Origin of the sequence: Flaviramulus basaltis (genome assembly GCF_900114265.1) — a bacterium.
Lineage (GTDB): Bacteria > Bacteroidota > Bacteroidia > Flavobacteriales > Flavobacteriaceae > Flaviramulus > Flaviramulus basaltis.
Map to the genome: position 1 here is coordinate 580,989 of NZ_FPKV01000001.1, position 19,907 is coordinate 600,895.

Below are 19,907 nucleotides of genomic sequence, written 5' to 3' on the forward strand. Positions count from 1 at the left end.
TGAGTTTTATGAAAAATCCTTATAATAATTCAATAAATTATGAGTTGAAGAATCATGTGTATTAACGGCTGTATTGTTAAATTCTTGTAAAATTTTACTAGCTAGTTGCTTTCCTAATTCTACACCAAATTGGTCATAGCTAAAAATATTCCATATAACTCCTTGCACAAATATTTTATGCTCGTACATTGCTATTAATTTACCTAAACTTTCTGGTGACAATTTGTTGATAAAAATCGTATTTGTAGGCTTATTTCCTTCAAATACTTTAAAAGGAACAATCTCTTTTTGAGTTCCTTCTGCAATAACCTCAGATTCTGTTTTACCATTTAGTAAAGCTTCAGTTTGTGCTAAAAAATTAGAAATCAATTTGTCTTGATGATCTTGATTTGCGTGTAATGATTTTGTAAACCCTATAAAATCTGCCGGTATTAGCTTTGTTCCTTGATGTATTAATTGAAAAAAGGCATGTTGTGAATTAGTTCCTGGCTCTCCCCAAATAATAGTTCCTGTTTGATAATCTATTGGATTACCATTTCTATCAACACTCTTTCCATTACTTTCCATAATACCTTGTTGTAAATAGGTCGCAAATTGGTTTAAATATTGAGAATAGGGAATAATAGCCTCTGTTTCCGCTTTAAAAAAGTTGTTATACCACACACTTATTAATGCTAAAACTACTGGTATATTGGTTTTAAAATCTTCATTTTTAAAATGCTCATCCATTTTATGAGCACCTTGTAATAAGTTGTCAAAATTATTATAACCTACTGCTAAACTAATAGTTAAACCCACGGCACTCCAAAGCGAAAAACGTCCACCAACCCAATCCCACATTGGAAAAATATTGTTTTCGTCTATTCCAAAAGCTTTTACATTTTTAATATTAGTAGAAACTGCTACAAAATGTTTTGCAATATCATTTTCATCAGCCGATTTTAAAAACCATGATTTGATTGTATTTGCATTTGAAAGCGTTTCCTGAGTTGTAAATGTTTTTGAAACTATTACAAATAATGTTGTTTCTGGATTCAGTTTTTTAATAACCTCATTAACATGATCGCCATCTACATTACTTACAAAATGTGTAGTTAAATGATTTTTATAATATTGAAGTGAATCTACCACCATTGCGGGACCAAGATCTGAACCTCCAATACCAATATTTACAATATCTGTAAATGTTTCTCCCGTATATCCTTTTCTATGTCCATTAACAACTTCATTAGTAAAACTTTCTATTTTTTCTTTTACTTGATGTATTTCTGGCATAACATTAACACCATCAACAGTAATTTCAGAGCTTTTTGGAGCACGTAAAGCTGTATGCATAACAGCTCTTCCTTCTGTTTCATTTATTACTTCTCCTGAAAACTGACTTTTGATTGCCTCCTTTAGTTTAACCTCATCAGCTAACCCTAATAAAAATTTTAAAGTCTCTTCAGTAATTCTATTTTTTGAAAAATCTACATAAAAATCATCCCATTTAATAGTAAATTTATTTGCTCTATCTAAATCTTGAGCAAACAAATCTTTCATATGAACCTCTTTAACTTCTTTAAAATGTTCTTGTAATTTTTTCCAAGAATTTGTAGTTGTAGGATTTATATTTGGTAAAGACATATTATGAAGTTGCTTGAGTTATTACTGTTTGTTCTGGTTGCTTGTTTTCTTTAATTTCTGGCTTAAAGAATGTATTATCTAGCTTATATTTAATTGGTTTTATAAACTCTAAATATTCTATTTTTAAGGAATCTGAAATTGGTTTTGCTTCAGGAAGTTTTTGTTTAAAAGGATCTACTTGTTTTCCATTTTTCCAAAAACGATAACATACATGCGGTCCGCCTGTATTACCCGTCATACCTACCCAACCAATAACATCGCCTTGTTTTACAAATTGCCCCACTTTTGATTTACGTTTACTCATATGTAAATATTGGGTCTCATAAGTTGCATTATGGCGTATTTTCACATAATTACCGTTACCTCCTCTTCTTTTAGATTCTGTAACAGTACCATTTGCAGTTGCCATAATAGGCGTACCAATTGGTGCTGCAAAATCGGTTCCTTTGTGAGGACGTACTTTATAACCATAAACAGCGATTCTTCGTTTTAAATTATAACGAGAAGAAATACGACTAAACTTAACAGGTGCTTTTAAGAAGGCGCGTCTCAAATTTTTAGCTTCTTCGTTAAAATAATCAACAATACCTTTTACTGAGTCTGTCTCAAAGCGAAATGCATAAAAAGGCTCATTATTATGCTCAAAGTAAGCCGCTTTAACATCGTGAATACCTGTATAAATAGTATCATCAATATATTTATCAGTATAAATCACTTTAAAACGATCCCCTTTTTGTAAACGTCTAAAATCAATAGTCCATGCGTAAATTTCGTCTGCAAGTTTATTAGTCAATACGGCGCTAACTCCCTGTTCATCTAAAGTTTCAGAAATACTACTAGTAATAATACCCGTTACTGTTTTCTCAATATATCTAATTGGTTTTCTACTTTTGTAAGCATGTATAGAATCATTAAAATTAATCACCACATACTCTTCTAAACTAGGCTGATATATAAAACATTTAGGTGTTTCTAGTGAATCTTTTGCACAAAGAAGTGTGTATGGCTTACCCTTTTGAAAAAATCTGGCAATGTTATAAGTTTCTTTAGCTTTTTCTGCAATGTAAAAGATTTTGGGATAACCTACATTGTTTCGTTCTAAAACTCCCCCAAAGCTTTCCCCCGCTTTTACAGTATCTCTTTTTACTATGTAATCGTTTAATTTAAAACCAAATTCAAAAACATCCTTTGGCTCTTCAACCGCTGCTAATTCTTCTTTTACTATTACAGGTTTTTCCTCATCTTTTTTACAACCTATAAAACACATTGCTAGTGCTAGTATTGTTATATATCTGTTCCCCAAGTTTCTTTTTCTTTTTCTGTCCATAAATCCGGAAAAAATATTCTTTTTTGATATTTAGGGTGCATGTATTTTACCCATTCACTTCCCCCTGTTGCTTCGGCTGTTTTGCCGTTAATATTTAAATAATGGTTTGCTGTATTATAATGCGCCATAACCCATTTTATATTAACCGTATAATCATAATGGCGCATAGCATTTATTAACTCTTTATTGGATTGAGCGCTTTTAGGCAATGCCTTAAACTTTGTCCATAAATTGTTGTTTTTATAAAACTTTGTAAATCTAATAAATTCATCTTTATATCGCTCTTCAAAAGCAGATAATGTATACGTTTTTTTACCAGTTTTATAATCTTTACCTGCGGCTTGCCAATATAAATGTTCAAAAGCATGCTCGTAAGACGAATTACTATCAATACTATCTCTAAATCTTTTATCAATTAAATTATTAAGCTCCGTCGATGCAAATTCTATTTTCCTGTATTGCGCACTTTGAAAACCACTAGCTGGTGTTAATGTGGTTCTAAATTTATTATATTGATCTAAATCCATTCCATCTTTCATAATACTGAAAGAAGATGTAAGTACATCAAAATAACGACTAATACGCATTATTTTATCTGTAAATACTTCGGTGGTTAACTTATCGTTTTTCGCAACTTGTTCAATTTCACTAAGAATCATTTTGAACAAAAGTTCTGAAATTTGATGATACATGATAAACACTTTCTCATCAGGAAAAACTGTACGTTGCACTTGAAGACTTAATAAAGCATCTGTTTGGATGTAATCCCAATAATTTATGGGTTTACTGTGTAATAATCCTTCTAAATGCGCCTCAACATCTTGGTCTATAGCTTCGTATTTTTCTTTAAGTTGATTGGTTATTTTGGAGCTCAAAATTTCTTAATTATTAACAACTATTCTAAATGGGTGTTTTAATCCTTTAAAAGCTTCTAAGTCGGCCCTAAGTGACCCTACAGCCAAATCTGCTTTAATACGTAAAGGTACTTTATTTTTGTCTTTTGAAACCCAAAGTGTTAAACTTTCTTCTTCTTTAAAAACACGTCCTGCCATAACATAAGGGCGAAATTTTAATGACTCAATTTCGCCAAAATCTGTTTTAATAGTTTCTTCACCAAGGTATTTTAATTTAAATCCATAGTTTTCTTCATCAAAAAACATATCTATTTTTACTTCATCACCTACTTTCAACTTACTTATATCCAAATTATTTCTAAGATAATAGAACGTTGATACCATATCTTGAATATTAGGTTTGGTATCTATTATTTTTTTTGTGTTGTTTTTTTTATCGTTTATGTGCGCTTTATTATTTGCCTGATCAAAATCGATTTCTAAATCTTTTGTGTGACCTCCTTCATCAATATTTCTAACAAATTTATAAGGCATGATTGTTTTTTTATCAAAATAGCTTTCATACCTATCTTTTACTTTAAAAAACCATTTTATCATACCTGTTGTCCAGCCTTTTCCAACTACATGATATACTTCTTTGTCTTCTAATTTAGCATCTTTTACAGTAAGTGTAGCATTTCCTGCTTTTAGCCAATTACTATAACTCATTTTGAATTTAAACCATTCGCCATCACCAAATGCAGATTCTTTTTGCGCATAAGATGTTTGCAGCGATATTATTGCGATTATAATAAGTAGTGATTTTTTCATCTTTATTTGGGTAATTGTATTGTAACTCTTGTTACTCTACTTTATTGTTATAGCTTTGAAATTACAATTACTGTTCCAAAAATATAAAAAATCTTCAGACAGCTTGTAACTATAAGAAGTTCTTAACGTTAATTTATTACAAAAACCAAAAAACTCCATCATTACTGATGGAGTTTTTTATGTTTAAAGAAAAACTAAAGTGTCCCTCTATTTGCTTGTTCTCTTTCTATAGATTCAAAAAGCGCTTTAAAGTTTCCAGCTCCAAAACCTCTTGCTCCCATACGTTGAATAATTTCAAAAAACAATGTTGGTCTATCTTCAACTGGTTTTGTGAAAATTTGAAGTAAGTAGCCTTCTTCATCGGCATCAATCATTATCCCTAAGCCTTTAAGGGTTTCAATGTCTTCTCTTAATTCATGGCTATATTCTTCTAACCTACCAGGAACAGCTTTATAATATGCTTCTGGCGGAGTTGATAAAAATTCTACACCACTAGATTTTAACTGGCTTACTGTACTTATGATATCATCTGTTGCAACTGCTATGTGTTGCACGCCTGCCCCTTCATAAAAATCTAAATATTCTTCTATTTGAGATCGTTTTTTCCCTTTTGCAGGTTCGTTTATAGGAAATTTTATGCGTCCATTACCATTACTCATCACCTTACTCATAAGCGCCGAATATTCAGTATGAATTTGTTTATCATCAAAAGACAAGAAATTTTCAAAACCCATAACATCTTCATACCATTTTACCCAAGTATTCATTTGCCCCCAGCCTACATTACCAACCATATGATCAATATATTTTAAGCCTGCTGGCTTGGGGTTATAATCTGATTTCCACTCACGAAAACCAGGTAAAAATGAACCGTTATAGTTTTTACGCTCAACAAACATATGTACAGTTTCTCCATAAGTATAAATCCCCGCTCTAACCACTTCTCCATGTTCATCTTTTTCAACAACTGGTTCCATGTAGGATTTCGCTCCTCTGCTTGTAGTTTCTTGATATGCTTTTCTGGCATCTTCTACCCAAAGCGCTACTACTTTTACACCATCGCCATGTTTTACGATATGATCATTTATAGGTGATTTACTAGTAAGTGGTGTTGTTAAAACTAACTTTATTTTATCTTGCTTAAGCACATAGCTTACTGCGTCTTTGGAGCCTGTTTCCAAACCTTTATAGGCGTAAGACTGAAAGCCAAATGCTGTTTTGTAAAAGTGAGCAGATTGTTTTGCGTTACCTACATAGAATTCTACATAGTCTGTTCCTATAAGGGGCAAAAAATCTTGTGCGCCTTCGAATATTTTTTCTAAACCGTAGTTTACTGATTTTATGTCTTTACTCATGATTAATTTTTTGTTTGTTGATTTATTAAATCGTTTAGTTGATAAGGAAAACGTCTTTTTTAGCCCTGATTGAAGCGACATCCTTTTTTGATTTTTCTCAAAAAAGATATAGCGGAAAGCAGGAAGTCGCTTCTAATAAAAAGCTTACTCTAACCAAGATTTATGGTAGCTGTCGTCGGCAATTTTCATAGCTTCTTCTGTAACCTTAAGCGGCTTAAAGGTATCTACCATTACGGCTAATTCATCGGTTTTAGTTTTACCAATACTTCGTTCTGTTGCTCCAGGGTGTGGGCCGTGTGGAATCCCTGCTGGATGTAATGAAATATGCCCCGCTTCAATATCATTTCTACTCATAAAATCGCCATCTACATAATATAACACCTCATCGCTATCTATGTTGCTATGATTGTATGGCGCTGGTATGGATTGTGGATGATAATCGTAAAGTCTTGGTACAAAACTGCACACCACAAAAGCATCTGTTTCAAAAGTTTGATGAACTGGTGGCGGTTGATGTATACGACCGGTTATGGGCTCGAAGTCGTGAATTGAAAAAGCATAGGGATAGTTGTAACCATCATACCCCACAACATCAAAAGGATGCGAAGCATAAACCATTTCAATAATATCGTCTTGCTTTTTTACTTTTATTAAAAATTCGCCGCTTTCATTATTTGTTTCTAATTCATATGGCCTGCGGATATCTCGCTCGCAAAATGGTGAATGTTCTAGTAATTGCCCAAACCAATTACGGTAGCGTTTTGGCGTATAAATTGGTCGGCGAGATTCGACAATAAATAGTCTATTATCTTCCGTATCAAAATCTATTTTATAAATAATTCCTCTTGGAATTAACAGATAATCACCGTATTTAAAATCTAAATTCCCTAAATGTGTTCTTAACTTACCGCTGCCTTTATGTATAAAAATAAGTTCGTCGGCATCTGTATTTTTATAAAAATAATCTTGAGTTGATTGCTTTGGAGCCGCCAAAATAATAGCACAATCACTATTTATTAAAACTGTTTTTCGGCTTTCTAAAAAATCGTTTTCTGGCTTAACTTGAAATCCTTTTAAACGGTAGGATTGTATATTATTTGCTTTTGCAATTTTTGGTGCTACACTGTATTGTTTTTTAATTTCTTTAACTTGTGTAGGTCGTTGCTCGTGGTAACTGTTTGTAGACATACCGTCAAAACCAATAGTACCAAATAGTTGCTCGTAATACAAATTACCATCTGGTTTTCTAAATTGAGTATGACGCTTATGCGGTATATTTCCTAATTTATGATAAAAAGGCATTGCTTTAAAGTTTAAAAATTAGATATTGAAAGTAATCCTTGAAATTAGTTTTAGGATAACTTATTTGTTTAGTAATTATAAAGATACAATAAAAACTGACCGATTACTCAGGATTTCTCTTGATGAGATAGTGTAGAAATGATAATAAGTCTTCCCAAAAAAGTTTCATAGTCTTACAAATATCGTAATTAATTTAAGAGAACGCAAAAAGACATTTATATTAACAGTATTTTACTAAAACCAAAACCCAATATTAAAAAACCATGTGCTTTGTTTTTGCTCTGGTGAATAACTATATTTTGCTTGTATAGGACCTATAAACGTATCTATTGCATAACCTAAAGCATATCCTCTATAGTCCGGTAATGTAAACCATTCGCCTGTATCAAAAATATTGTCTTCTATGTTAGCCCAATTCGCTTCTGCAGTAATGTGTTGGTTTTTATAAATTTCATAATCGGCTGTAATTGATGCTTTAACATAGCTGTTTCCTGTGAGCGAAATAAAATCGTACCCAACAAATGGCACAAAATTATTAATCAAATTATTTCCATAACCTCCTAATGCAAAATCTAATGTTCTGGTAGTATCTTCGCCAATTTTAAAACCTCCATGAGCTTGTAAATTAAAAGCTAGCTTGTCTAAAAGACTGAAAGCGTAACCTATATCTGCTTTTGCTATTGAAAAATTTTCAAAGTCTTTATTAAAATTTGAAGCGTACAAATACATGTGTAAATCGCTATTAAAGTAAACTCCTTTCGTTGGGAAGTATTTATTATCGTAAGTATCTAGTCTTAAATTACCAAAAAGACTTAAATAATCTGTTTTTTCAAAGAAAAACTCATCTTCAGGATTATTTCCTGAAATTGTTTCAGATTTCACTTCTAACCTTTTATGCTCTGCTCCAATACTTAATGCAAAATCTCTTCTAAATAAGGTTTGTAGATAAAACTGATTGGTTTGATCTTTAAGTTTTGCATCAATTTTATTTAATCCATTGGTTGCTATTTGGTCATCATCTAACAACAGTTGTGCATTAATATTTCTATTAAATTGATTGTATCTAGAATTTAATCCTATACTCCAATAAAAGCCTTTATCAATTAAATACTCGAAATTATATCGCACATTATCACCCAAAATTAAATCTAAAGAAGCCAAATCATTATTAAATAACACCCTTTTTTTTGTTATGTTTAAAAGTGCTGCACTTTTATATAAATCGTCATAATGTACTCCTAATTTTAAAAATGTATTTATTTGAGATTCTTTTAAATTAGCAATAAGATCATAACCTTCTTTATCCTTTGTGTTTTTTAATTGGTATTCAAAAGATTTGAAATTATTTGTAGCTACAAGATTATTAATGCCTTTATTAAAATCATCATAACTTATTTTTTCATCGTTTTTTAATTTAAGTTTTCCTAAAATATAAGCTCTTGTATATTTTTCATTCCCCTCAACAGATATCTCATTAATAACTAAGCTATCTATAGGCTGTGGTCTTATTTTTGGCTTAACATCGTATTCATCATATGATGCTAATTTTCTAAAAATATTCAGTTTAGATAATGCAGCAATTTTGCCTGCTTCTATAATTTTGGTTCCTTCATTAAATGAAACAACGCTGTATGGCTTTATATTTGGCTTAATGTAAACATCAGTTTTTTCAACTTTTATTTTCATATCGTTGATTGTCCTGAAGTTGTTAATTTGAAACAAAACATCTGTGGCTGATGTTAATTCTTCACGATTAGATAATCCATCTTGAACATCAACACCAATAATAATATCCACGCCTTTAGCACGTAACTCATCAATAGGATAGTTATTCACAACTCCCCCGTCAATTAAAATATCTCCATTAATAACAACCGGCTGAAATAATGATGGTAAGGCCCCACTTGCCATCATAGATTGTGTTAAATTACCTTTATCTAAAACAACTTGTTTTCCCGTTTCTATATTAGTTGCAATACAAAAAAAAGGAATGGGTAATTCACTAAAATCTTTTACTTGGTTAACATGTAGCGTTAATTTTAAGAATAAACTATAAGTGTTATTTCCTCTTGAAAGTGCTGATGGTAACTTTACTTTATAATTATCAAATGGCAATTTCACAGCATATTTCTCCATGTTATCACGTTGATCAAAAGCTGTAGAAGTTCTTGGTAACTCATCATTAATAATATTATCAAAATCTACTCCTTGGAAAATAGAATCTAGCTGATTTCCAGAATAACCAGATGCATATAATGCGCCAATTATAGCGCCCATACTAGTTCCTGCGACATAATCTACTTTTACGCCTAAACTATCTATAACTTTTAAAACACCAATATGTGCCAAACCCTTTGCGCCACCGCCACTTAAAACTAATCCTACTTTTGGCGTATGTTTTTCTTGTGTTTCATTTTGCGCTTTCGCGGAAAGAGAAACCACTAAGCATAAAGTTAATATGATGGTTTTAAAATTCAAATTGATTATTATAAACTATTTATCATGATAAAAATTATAAACTTTCTCTGCTCGTGAAACACCTACAACAGCTTCCAACTCATCTAACTTAGCATTGGCAACACGTTTTGCAGATTTAAAATGCTTTAGCAATTCTACAATGGTTTTTTCTCCCACACCTTGTATGGTTTCAAGCTCTGTATTTAACGCACTTTTACTTCGTCTATTTCGATGATGTTCAATACCAAAACGATGCGCTTCATTACGCAACTGCTGTATAATTTTTAAGGTTTCGCTTTTTTTATCTAAATATAAGGGAATTGGATCGTTTGGGTAGAATAATTCTTCTAAACGTTTTGCTATTCCAATAATCGCTATTTTCCCTCTTAAATTTAAAGCATCTAAACTTTTTAACGCAGATGATAATTGCCCTTTTCCGCCATCAATTATAATAAGCTGTGGCAATGGCTGTTCTTCTTCAACCAAACGTTTGTATCTACGATATACGACCTCTTCCATTGAGGCAAAATCGTCTGGACCTTCAACGGTTTTTATATTAAAATGTCTGTAATCTTTTTTGCTAGGTTTTCCATTTTTAAACACTACACAAGCTGCAACTGGGTTTGTTCCTTGAATATTAGAATTATCAAAACACTCAATATGTCTTGGTTCTTCAGAAAGTCTTAAATCGGCTTTCATTTGTGCCATAATTCTGTTTACATGCCTGTCTGGATCAACTATTTTTATCTGTTTAAAACGCTCCATTCTAAAATACTTCGCGTTTCTAAGCGATAAATCTAAAATGTGTTTTTTATCACCTAATTGTGGCACAGTAACTTTAATATTTTCACCTAAATCTACCTTAAAAGGCACATAAATTTCTTTTGAATTGGAATTAAAACGTTGCCTAATTTCGGTTATAGCTAATTCTAATAATTCCTTATCAGTTTCATCCAATTTCTTTTTTATTTCTAAGGTATGTGAACGAATTATAGAACCGTAAGACAATTGTAAAAAATTAATATAACCATAACTTTCGTCACTCATTATAGAAAACACATCAACATTGCTGATTTTAGGATTTACAATGGTAGATTTTGCTTGGTAATTTTCTAAAACTTCTACTTTTTCCTTTATCTTTTGCGCTTCTTCATACTGCATATCATCTGCTAAGTCTCTCATTTGCTTTTTAAACTGAGATAGCGAATCTTTAAAATTTCCTTTTAAAATTTCTTTTATAGCCTTAATATTATCGATGTATTCCGCTTCAGTTTCTAATCCTTCACAAGGACCTTTGCAATTTCCTAAATGGTACTCTAAACATACTTTATATTTTCCCGCTTGTATTTTTTCTTCAGCTAAATCATAATTACAAGTTCGTAAAGAATACAGCCCTTTTATTAGACTTAATAGCGTTGAAACGGTTTTCATACTAGTATATGGCCCGTAATAATCACCGCCATTTTTAAATACACGTCTAGTAGAAAAAACTCTTGGAAAACGTTCGTTTTTTATACAAATCCAAGGATACGATTTATCGTCCTTCAACAATACATTATATCGTGGTTTGTGTTTTTTTATTAAGTTGTTTTCTAACAATAAAGCATCTGTTTCTGTTTCAACAACTATATGTCTTATGCTTGCAATTTTTTTTACTAGCACTCGGGTTTTACCATTATCATGGGTTTTGGTAAAATAAGAACTTACTCGTTTTTTTAAATTCTTAGCTTTTCCAACGTAAATAATAGTACCCTCTTTATCGAAGTATTGATAAACGCCAGGTTGATTTGGTAAGGTTTGTAATTGTATTTCTAAAGCAGGAATATCCATTAAACCAAAGGTATATTAAATTCTAGATATTGTAAAAATTCGCTTTCCTTATTTTAGTACCTTGCACATAAGTTATTCATATTTAACATCTTTTTAAAAAATAAAATGAAAAAATTAATCCTTCTTTTTGTACTCGTAATGTTTTCGAAATTTATAAATGCACAAGAAAATCTAGATTTTTCTATGAGTTTTGATCACTTGGCACTATCGGTAAATGATGTTGATGTTGCTGCAGAATTTTATAATTCTATTTTAAATTTAAATGAAATCACTAACAAAACAAAGGTTGATGGTATTCGATGGTTTTCGTTAGGAGATAATAAAGAACTTCATTTAATTTCCATAGTTGCAGGCGAAATTAAGCTCAACAAAGCTGTACATTTTGCCGTTACTACATCAAGCTTTGATACTTTTATTAAAAGATTAACATCAATGAATATTAATTATTCTAGTTGGGCAGGAGAAGAACAAAAAATAACTATAAGAGCTGATGGTGTTAAACAAGTTTATGTACAAGATCCAGATGGTTATTGGATAGAAGTAAATAGCGTGAAGCAAAAAGCTTAAAAATCCTTTAATTTAAAGGAGATTACCATAAGTTTTTATAAGCTAATTTCTACATAATTAATCTTTTAATTTCCTACCTTGCGCCTCTTTTTAAAATAACAAATGAGTAAAAAAACAATTGGTAGGGTTGATAAAATTGACTTCCCAAAACTAGGTTTATTCAATATAAATGTGAAAATTGATACAGGTGCTTATACATCTGCTATTCATTGTTCTGAAATTATTGAAGAAAACAATGGGCTACGTTGTGTTTTTAATAGTGATGTTCACCAAAACTTTGGCAAAACCGAAATTTTTTTTGACACGTATACAAACACAAACGTAAAAAGCAGTAACGGATACAGAGAAAACAGATATAAAGTGAAATCTGAAGTTATATTTTTTGGAAAAACATACAAGATTAACTTAACTTTAAGCACTAGAGACGACATGAGGTTTCCTGTTCTAATTGGCAGGCAGTTTTTAAAACAAAAATTTATAGTAGACGTAGATTTAGAAAACGTTTCTTTTTATAAAAAAAACAATGAACATAGTAATTCTATCTAGAAATCGAGAATTATACTCGACAGAACGCCTTATTGAAGAAGGTGAAAAAAAAGGACATAAAGTAGAGGTTATAGATCCATTAAAATGTGATATTATAATCGAAAAAGAAAAGCCTACTATTTATTATAAAGATAGATATTTAGACTATGTTGATGCTATTATTCCTAGAATTGGTGCGTCTGTAACTTTTTACGGTTGCGCTGTGGTAAGACAATTTGAAATGATGGGTGTTTTTACCATTGTAACATCAGATGCTATTCAACGTTCCAGAGATAAACTGCGTAGTTTACAGCGTTTAAGTAAAGCGGGGATTGGCATGCCAAAAACAGTTTTTACTAACTACTCAAGAGATGTTGAAGAGGTTATAGAACATGTAGGCGGAACCCCTGTTATTATTAAACTATTAGAAGGCACACAAGGTTTAGGTGTTGTTTTAGCTGAAACAAAAAATGCAGCAGAATCGGTTTTAGAAGCCTTTAATGGTTTACAAGCTCGTGTTATTGTTCAAGAATTCATTAAAGAAGCCAAAGGTGCAGACCTTAGGGCTTTAGTTGTAGATGGTCAAGTAGTTGGTGCCATGAAACGCCAAGGTAAGGAAGGCGAATTTCGTTCTAATTTACACCGTGGTGGTTCTGCTAATATTATAAAACTAGATCATGATGAACTTAAGCTAGCAATGAACGCATCTAAAGCATTAAAACTTCCTGTTTGTGGGGTAGATATGTTACAATCTGCAAGAGGGCCTTTGCTTTTAGAGGTGAATTCAACTCCTGGTTTAGAAGGTATTGAGGGCGCTACTGGTCGTAATATTGCTAAAAGTATCATTAGTTATATTGAACGCAACACACAATAAATGCCAGAAACAAAAAATAACATTCTAACCATTTTAGGTGAGCAAATAAAATTAGGAGAAAGTAAAGAAGTTAATTTTGATGTGGCGAATTTGCATACCTCATCTTCTGTAAATGTTCCTGTAATTATAGAACGTTCAAAAAGACCTGGACCAACAGTTTTATTTACTGCGGGTATTCATGGTGATGAAGTTAATGGTGTTGAAATTGTTAGACAACTTATTGCAAAAGGCATAAACAAACCCAAATGTGGTACTATTATTTGCATGCCCGTTATTAATGTTTTTGGATTTATAAATTTAAAACGAGAGTTTCCAGATGGTCGTGATTTAAATCGAGTTTTTCCTGGAAGTCCTACGGGGTCTTTAGCCGGCAGGGTTGCCTATAAATTAATGCAAGATATTATACCTAATGTAGATTTTATTATTGATTTTCATACAGGTGGTTCTGGCAGATTTAACGCACCTCAATTACGCTATTCAAAAGACAACATTAAACTAAATGATTTAGCTAAAGCCTTTGGGGCACCCTTTGTTTTATATTCTAAAAATTTATCAAAATCGTTTAGATCTTCATGTTTTAAATTAGGTAAACCTTTATTGCTTTTTGAAGGTGGAAAGTCTTTTCATATAGACGAAGCTGTAACAAATTCTGGCGTTAATGGTTCTAAACGTATTTTGAATCACTTAAACATGTTGTCCACTAAATTTAAAGCATCTGCACCAAAAAAAGAATGTGTTTTTATAAATGAAAGCAAATGGATTCGGGCTAACTTTTCGGGTATGTTTAAAGCCTCAACTTTAATAGGAACAGCAGTAAAAAAAGGAGATGTTTTAGGTAATATTACAGATCCTTACGGGAAACTAAATTTTGCTGTAAAAGCACAAAATTCTGGTTATATTATCAATTTGAATGAATCGCCTATTGTTTATCAAGGTGATGCGCTGTTTCACATTTCCACAAAACTTAAAAAGTAATTTGCAATGACAAAAACTGAATTACGAAAAACATATAAAAACCTTCGTAATAAACTGTCTCAAAATCAAATTGAAGATTTTAGTTTAGCTATTTCTAACCAGCTTTTAAAACTTCCTGTTTGGGATTATTCTTTTTATCATATTTTCCTTTCCATAGAAGAACACAATGAGGTTAATACCGATTATATTTTGAATATTTTATCGGGAAAAGACAAAAATATTCTTATTTCTAAAAGTGATTTTGAAACCGGTGATATGATTCATTATCTATTAACCGACAATACCGTTATTAAAAAAAATACGTATAATATTCCTGAACCTATTGATGGTATTGAGATTACTGATGATAAAATTGAAGTTGTTTTTATTCCCCTTTTGGCATTTGACAAGCAAGGTAATCGTGTTGGTTATGGTAAAGGGTTTTACGACCGTTTTTTATCTAAATGTAATACCGAAACTATTAAAATAGGCCTTTCTTTTTTTGAAGCTGAAAATATTATTTTAGATACTATTGAAAGTGATGTGAAATTGGATTATTGTGTAACACCTAAAAAAGTTTATGAGTTTTAATTATTATTGGCAGCTTTCACAATACGTTTCCCGTAAATACTCATCTTCCAATAGCTGAAAAGTTACTCCACCAGCATCTATATAATTAAATAACTTACAAAAACGCTCCGCATTCACGTTAATGGCATTAAGCATCACTGTTCTGTAATTAGGATCTTTTGTAAGTTGTTTGTTAATAATTGTTAAGTTCAAATAATAAAATAACAAATCTTCATCAATATCAATGCTCCTTGCTTTACTTTCAAGCAAGTCTATTGCTAACTTATCATTACTATAGTAACTAAAAAACTGAGCCAAGCTTAAATAATCGTAATCAGTTAAAGTTAACTTTTTATAACTTTTATTTATTAATTCGACCGATTTATCTTTATTATCAAAATCTCTGTTTTTCATAAATTTTTCACAAATAATCATGTGAAAATTTACAATCATTTTTAAAATCAAAGATTTATCTATGTCATATTTTTTTAACAAATTAATCTCTCTTAATAATTCAACATCATCTATATCTATAGCATTAGAACTCCAAAGCTTAATTTTTACAGCTACTAAATTGTATTTAATCTCTCCAGCTTTTGGTACAAGCTTTTCAATTTCTAATAACTCATTATATGACACTAATGCTTGCCTTTCATCTAACATATACCTAAAAGCAGCATTTTTGTTCATTATTTTAGCAAATATTTCCTTTTTAGGTATCTCCATTTTTTGCAAAATATGTAAAGATGTTTCCTCGAACTTAAGCTTTTCGAAAATTGAGTTTTGAATTTCTTTAGCGTTTTCTAAATTATAAACCTCTATTGCCGAGTTAAATCGCTTTAAAAGCACATCTGCCATTTCACTGCTATACTTATCCTTTTTAACTAGTTCTAATTCTACAACAGCTTTTCTGTGGTTTTTAAAAATAGGCTCCATTTGCTTAGATATACTTCCTGCTATTTTTTCTTTAATTTCATTTTTAGTTAGTAATGACAAGTATTTATATGGCGTATTTTCAATATCATTAAACAATTCTACCCAGTTCTCTAAACTAGAAACATTAGTCTCAATTGTTGGCTTTTGAAAAGATTGTAAAGCGGCTACAATACTTTTACCTCGTAGCTTTTGCAATTCTATGTTCCTACTTTCAATCCCTTCTATAGAAGAATAGGCTTTAATATTTATAGCTTTAATATTAAAATCTGTTAATTTTAGAGAATCATAAATTGGTTTTATATCAGCCTGAGAATACTCAGATTTATTCTTTTTAAAAGGGATTACAAACTTCAAGGTTTTACGCCTTATAAAATCACCTTCATTTTTGATAGATTTTATTTTTTTTGTACTATAAGTTAAGGAGTCTAAATACATACCCATATCCAACAAATCTGATTCATAAGAATCTAAATCATATAGCACGTTATAAAGGCACAAGTTTTTATTACCAAGAAATAAAATGTTATATTCCAAATCTTTGTTAAGCAAACTAACAGGAACTTCACCAACGTTTACACTGTAGATATTATCACCTTTACTTTTTAATCCTTTTTTTAATGCTTCAGAATAAATTGGTTTAAGTAAATAACCCTTTATTTGAGTTTTCTCAATTTCTTCTAATTTACAATCATATCTATCTTTTGAAACGATATCAATAGCCAGTCCATCATCTTGATTTTGAAACAATAAATCAAACCAATGCTTATCATTTATTTCAAAATAAAGCGTTTTATTTTGTCTTATAATTGAAAACTTTACTTCAACAGGTTTTTTGCTATACGTTTTTAAGCATTCTTTACAATTTTGTTTTCTATCACTATCTGAGAAAACAATATCGTAAGTGCTTTGAGAAGAAACAATTTTAACCGAAAAGAGAATAAATAAAATTATAAAGAGGGATTTATCTTTCATTTAATTGAGAGACATTAAATTATGGTTTAGTTGATATATAAAAATAACAAAAATTATTGAGGTAATAAATACGTAGAAGTACTTATTTTTAAATCACTATTCATTGAATAACACCTTCTTAATTAATGCATTAAATCCCTTACCTATAGCTATATAGATAATATTAAAATGAATCTGAAAAAACTAAAATATTTGCCTCCATAAAAAAGGAAGCCACTAAAAGGCTTATTAAATTTGTTTAGTCTGGTTTTAATTTACTGCTCAGTATTACAACTTTCACAGTACGTTTCTCTTAAATACGCATCTTCTAATAGCTGAAATGTTACGCCTCCTTTTTCAATTGAATTGAATAATTTACAATAGCGCTCTTTATTCATATTAATAGCATTTAGCATAATTATTCTGTAATTAGAATCGTGAGTTAAATTTCTATTAACTAGAGTTAAATTTAAATAGTAGAATAATAAATCTTCATCAATATCTATACTTTTAGCTTTATTTTCTAAAAGTTTTACAGAAAAGCTTGGGTTTGCATAATAGCTAAAAAATTGAGCTAAGCTTAAATAATCGTAATCTGATAATGGAAATTCTTTATAATTATTGTTAATGTATGAAACCGACTTGTCTTTATTAACATAATCTCTTTTTCGCATTAAATTTTCGGCTTTAATAACATGAAAATTCACCATCATTCTTGAAATAAGTGAGGCCTCAATACCATAGTTTTTCAAAGCATTTATTTCGTTTTTTAATTTTGTTTCATCAACATCAATAGCATTAAAACGCCAAAGTTTTATTTTTATAGCAGCTATATTATACTTCACCTCTCCATCTTTAGGTACTAATTTTTCTAAATCTAATAATGCATTATAAACAATTAAACCATCTCTAATATTTAACATATATCTATAAGCAGAGTTCTTGTTAAATATTTTTGCAAACTTTACTTGTTTTGGTATTTGCATTTTTCTTAAAAAATCTGGAGAAACCTCTTTTTCTTTAAGTTTTTCAAAAATTGAATTTTGTATTTCTCTTGCTTCTTTTAGATTTTCTTCTCCTATTGCTGAATTAAACTTAGTTAATAACTCATCTGCAGACATACTTTTGTACTTATCTTTCTTTTCTAATTCTAATTCTAAAACGGCTTTTCTATGCTTCGTTAAAATTGGTTCTATTTCATTGGAAAGATCCCCTACAAGTTTTGCTTTAACTTCCTCTTTACTTAATTCTGCTAAACTTTCATATTTAGTCCCGTTAATATCATTTAAAAATTCTACCCAATTTTCGGAAGATGAAATACTAGTTCTTATAGTTGGTTTTTGAAAGGCTTGTAATGCTTTAACTATACTATTTGCGCGTTGTTCTTGCAACTCAATATTACGCTCTAAACGGCCTTCAATAGATGAATAGGCTCTTATATTTATTGCTTTTATATTAAAATCGGTTAATCTTAAAGAATCGTAAATAGGTTTTATATCCTCCTGAGAGTATTCTGCTTTATTTTTTTTAAAGGGTATTTTGAATTTTAAAGTTTTGTTTTTTAATATGTATCCTTCTTTCGCTGATACTTTTATTTGTTTTGCATCATAAGTTAAAGAGTCTAAATACATCCCCATATCTAACAAATCCCATGGGTAAGATTCTAAGTCATAAATAACATAATAATTACATAAATTCTTATTGCTTAAGAATAGAATATTGTATTCTAATTCGTCATTCAAAAAAGCTTCTGGAACTCTGCCAACATGTACTCTGTATATATTTTCTCCGTTAGGTTTTAATCCACTTTTTAGCTTCTGTGAATAAACAGGCTTTAATAGTAACCCTCTAATTTGTGTATCATTAACATATTCATATTCACAAGAATATCTATCTTTCACAACAACGTCAACAGCAATACCATCTCCTGCATTTTTAAACAATAAATTGAACCATTTTTTATCGTTTACTTCAAAATAAAGGTTGTCTTTTTCTCGCTTAATTGAAAATTGAACTTCTTTTGGTTTTTGGTTAAATATTTGAAAACATTGCTGACATTTTTGTTCTCTATCATTCCGCGGAAAAATTATATCAAAAGTATTTTGAGAAAAAGTTATGTTTGAAACGAAGAATAAGAATGAAATTAAGAATAGAAATTTACCTTTCATTAATTGAGGGTTTAAGTTAATGTCTTCCAAAAACTTAAATATAGCAAATACTATTAAAGTAGAAAATACTTACTTATACTTAGTTTAATTTATGCTTTCCTCTTTTTTAGAAAAAGCTTTTTTATTAAACACTATAAGCATTATAAACCCCGTACTAATTGCCATATCAGCTACATTAAATACAGGTTCGAAGAAATTAAAACGCTTGCCACCATATAAAGGAAACCACTGAGGCAAGTCTATTTCAAATAAAGGGAAATACAGCATATCTACAACCTTACCGTGTAATAAACCATCATAACCACCTGTATGTGGTAAAAAGGTAGCTACTTGGTTTGCGCTATCTTCAAACAAAATACCATAAAATACAGAGTCAATAATATTACCTAAAGCACCCGCAAATATTAATGCAATGGCAATAATTAACACTTTAGAACTTTGCTTTTTTGTAGTATCATAAAGCCAATACCCAATACCAAAAATAGCAACCACTCTAAATAAAGTTAGTACTACTTTTGCTGTTCTATCTGATATAAAAGACACAAAATCACTGATTTTTGTACCCCAAGCCATACCATCATTCTCAATAAAGTATATTTTAAACCAACTAAAAACACTTATACTTTCATGAAGTGCAAAATGGGTTTTGATATAAATTTTACTAATCTGATCAATTAGCAAAATTAGAACGATAAGGATTATGGATTTTTTTAATGACATTTAAAAGTATACTTCAAGATTATTTTCGATTCCAGAATTTGCAGGAATAACAAATAAAAAACGCCTCGTTTTAAATCGAGA

General features: G+C 30.4%; 16 protein-coding genes. 5 read left to right on the forward strand and 11 right to left on the reverse strand.

All coding sequences use genetic code 11. The features are described 5' to 3' along the window. Window positions 1-6: 6 nt before the first annotated feature. From pgi to uvrC, 8 genes are all read right to left on the reverse strand, one after another. The gene (gene pgi / locus BT151_RS02700) at window positions 7-1,626 is read right to left on the reverse strand and encodes a glucose-6-phosphate isomerase (protein WP_072400216.1); all 1,620 of its coding nucleotides are present in this window, start codon (window positions 1,624-1,626) and stop codon (window positions 7-9) included. A gap of 1 nt (window position 1,627) precedes the next feature. After that, window positions 1,628-2,953, reverse strand: a complete 1,326-nt coding sequence (locus BT151_RS02705) for a peptidoglycan DD-metalloendopeptidase family protein (RefSeq protein WP_072400217.1) — start codon at window positions 2,951-2,953, stop codon at window positions 1,628-1,630. Further along, window positions 2,911-3,828 (reverse strand): tryptophan 2,3-dioxygenase family protein, encoded by a 918-nt coding sequence (locus tag BT151_RS02710; protein ID WP_072400218.1) that lies wholly within the window; start codon window positions 3,826-3,828, stop codon window positions 2,911-2,913. Before BT151_RS02710 ends, BT151_RS02705 begins: the two co-directional genes overlap by 43 nt. A 6-nt stretch (window positions 3,829-3,834) precedes the next feature. Beyond that, window positions 3,835-4,617, reverse strand: coding sequence for a DUF3108 domain-containing protein (locus tag BT151_RS02715; protein WP_072400219.1), 783 nt, complete (start codon window positions 4,615-4,617; stop codon window positions 3,835-3,837). 194 nt (window positions 4,618-4,811) lie between these two features. Then, window positions 4,812-5,972: a 4-hydroxyphenylpyruvate dioxygenase gene (gene hppD / locus BT151_RS02720; protein WP_072400977.1), complete on the reverse strand. Its 1,161-nt coding sequence runs from the start codon at window positions 5,970-5,972 to the stop codon at window positions 4,812-4,814. A 144-nt stretch (window positions 5,973-6,116) separates the two neighbouring features. Next, entirely contained in the window at window positions 6,117-7,274 is a 1,158-nt protein-coding gene (locus BT151_RS02725) for a homogentisate 1,2-dioxygenase (RefSeq protein ID WP_072400220.1), read from the reverse strand. A 234-nt stretch (window positions 7,275-7,508) separates the two neighbouring features. Continuing rightward, window positions 7,509-9,752 (reverse strand): patatin-like phospholipase family protein, encoded by a 2,244-nt coding sequence (locus tag BT151_RS02730; protein WP_245794701.1) that lies wholly within the window; start codon window positions 9,750-9,752, stop codon window positions 7,509-7,511. A 15-nt stretch (window positions 9,753-9,767) separates the two neighbouring features. Beyond that, entirely contained in the window at window positions 9,768-11,561 is a 1,794-nt protein-coding gene (gene uvrC / locus BT151_RS02735; protein ID WP_072400222.1) for an excinuclease ABC subunit UvrC, read from the reverse strand. Between the two features lie 105 nt (window positions 11,562-11,666). Here uvrC and BT151_RS02740 point away from each other — a divergent pair, with 105 nt between their 5' ends. From BT151_RS02740 to BT151_RS02760, 5 genes are all read left to right on the forward strand, one after another. After that, window positions 11,667-12,128, forward strand: a complete 462-nt coding sequence (locus BT151_RS02740; RefSeq protein WP_245794703.1) for a VOC family protein — start codon at window positions 11,667-11,669, stop codon at window positions 12,126-12,128. Window positions 12,129-12,230: 102 nt separating this feature from the next. After that, window positions 12,231-12,674: an ATP-dependent zinc protease family protein gene (locus BT151_RS02745; RefSeq protein WP_072400224.1), complete on the forward strand. Its 444-nt coding sequence runs from the start codon at window positions 12,231-12,233 to the stop codon at window positions 12,672-12,674. Next, window positions 12,652-13,527, forward strand: coding sequence for a 30S ribosomal protein S6--L-glutamate ligase (rimK, locus tag BT151_RS02750; protein WP_072400225.1), 876 nt, complete (start codon window positions 12,652-12,654; stop codon window positions 13,525-13,527). Before BT151_RS02745 ends, rimK begins: the two co-directional genes overlap by 23 nt. After that, complete coding sequence (locus BT151_RS02755) at window positions 13,528-14,502, forward strand: succinylglutamate desuccinylase/aspartoacylase family protein (RefSeq protein WP_072400226.1); 975 nt, start codon at window positions 13,528-13,530, stop codon at window positions 14,500-14,502. A gap of 6 nt (window positions 14,503-14,508) precedes the next feature. Then, entirely contained in the window at window positions 14,509-15,072 is a 564-nt protein-coding gene (locus BT151_RS02760) for a 5-formyltetrahydrofolate cyclo-ligase (RefSeq protein ID WP_072400227.1), read from the forward strand. Window positions 15,073-15,075: 3 nt separating this feature from the next. Here BT151_RS02760 and BT151_RS02765 read toward each other — a convergent pair whose 3' ends face one another. The 3 genes from BT151_RS02765 to BT151_RS02775 form a co-directional block, all read right to left on the reverse strand. Continuing rightward, entirely contained in the window at window positions 15,076-16,959 is a 1,884-nt protein-coding gene (locus BT151_RS02765) for a hypothetical protein (protein WP_072400228.1), read from the reverse strand. Window positions 16,960-17,213: 254 nt separating this feature from the next. Continuing rightward, complete coding sequence (locus BT151_RS02770; RefSeq protein WP_072400978.1) at window positions 17,214-19,106, reverse strand: hypothetical protein; 1,893 nt, start codon at window positions 19,104-19,106, stop codon at window positions 17,214-17,216. Window positions 19,107-19,190: 84 nt separating this feature from the next. Next, window positions 19,191-19,826, reverse strand: coding sequence for a lipoprotein signal peptidase (locus BT151_RS02775; RefSeq protein ID WP_072400229.1), 636 nt, complete (start codon window positions 19,824-19,826; stop codon window positions 19,191-19,193). Between the last annotated feature and the right edge of the window lie 81 nt (window positions 19,827-19,907).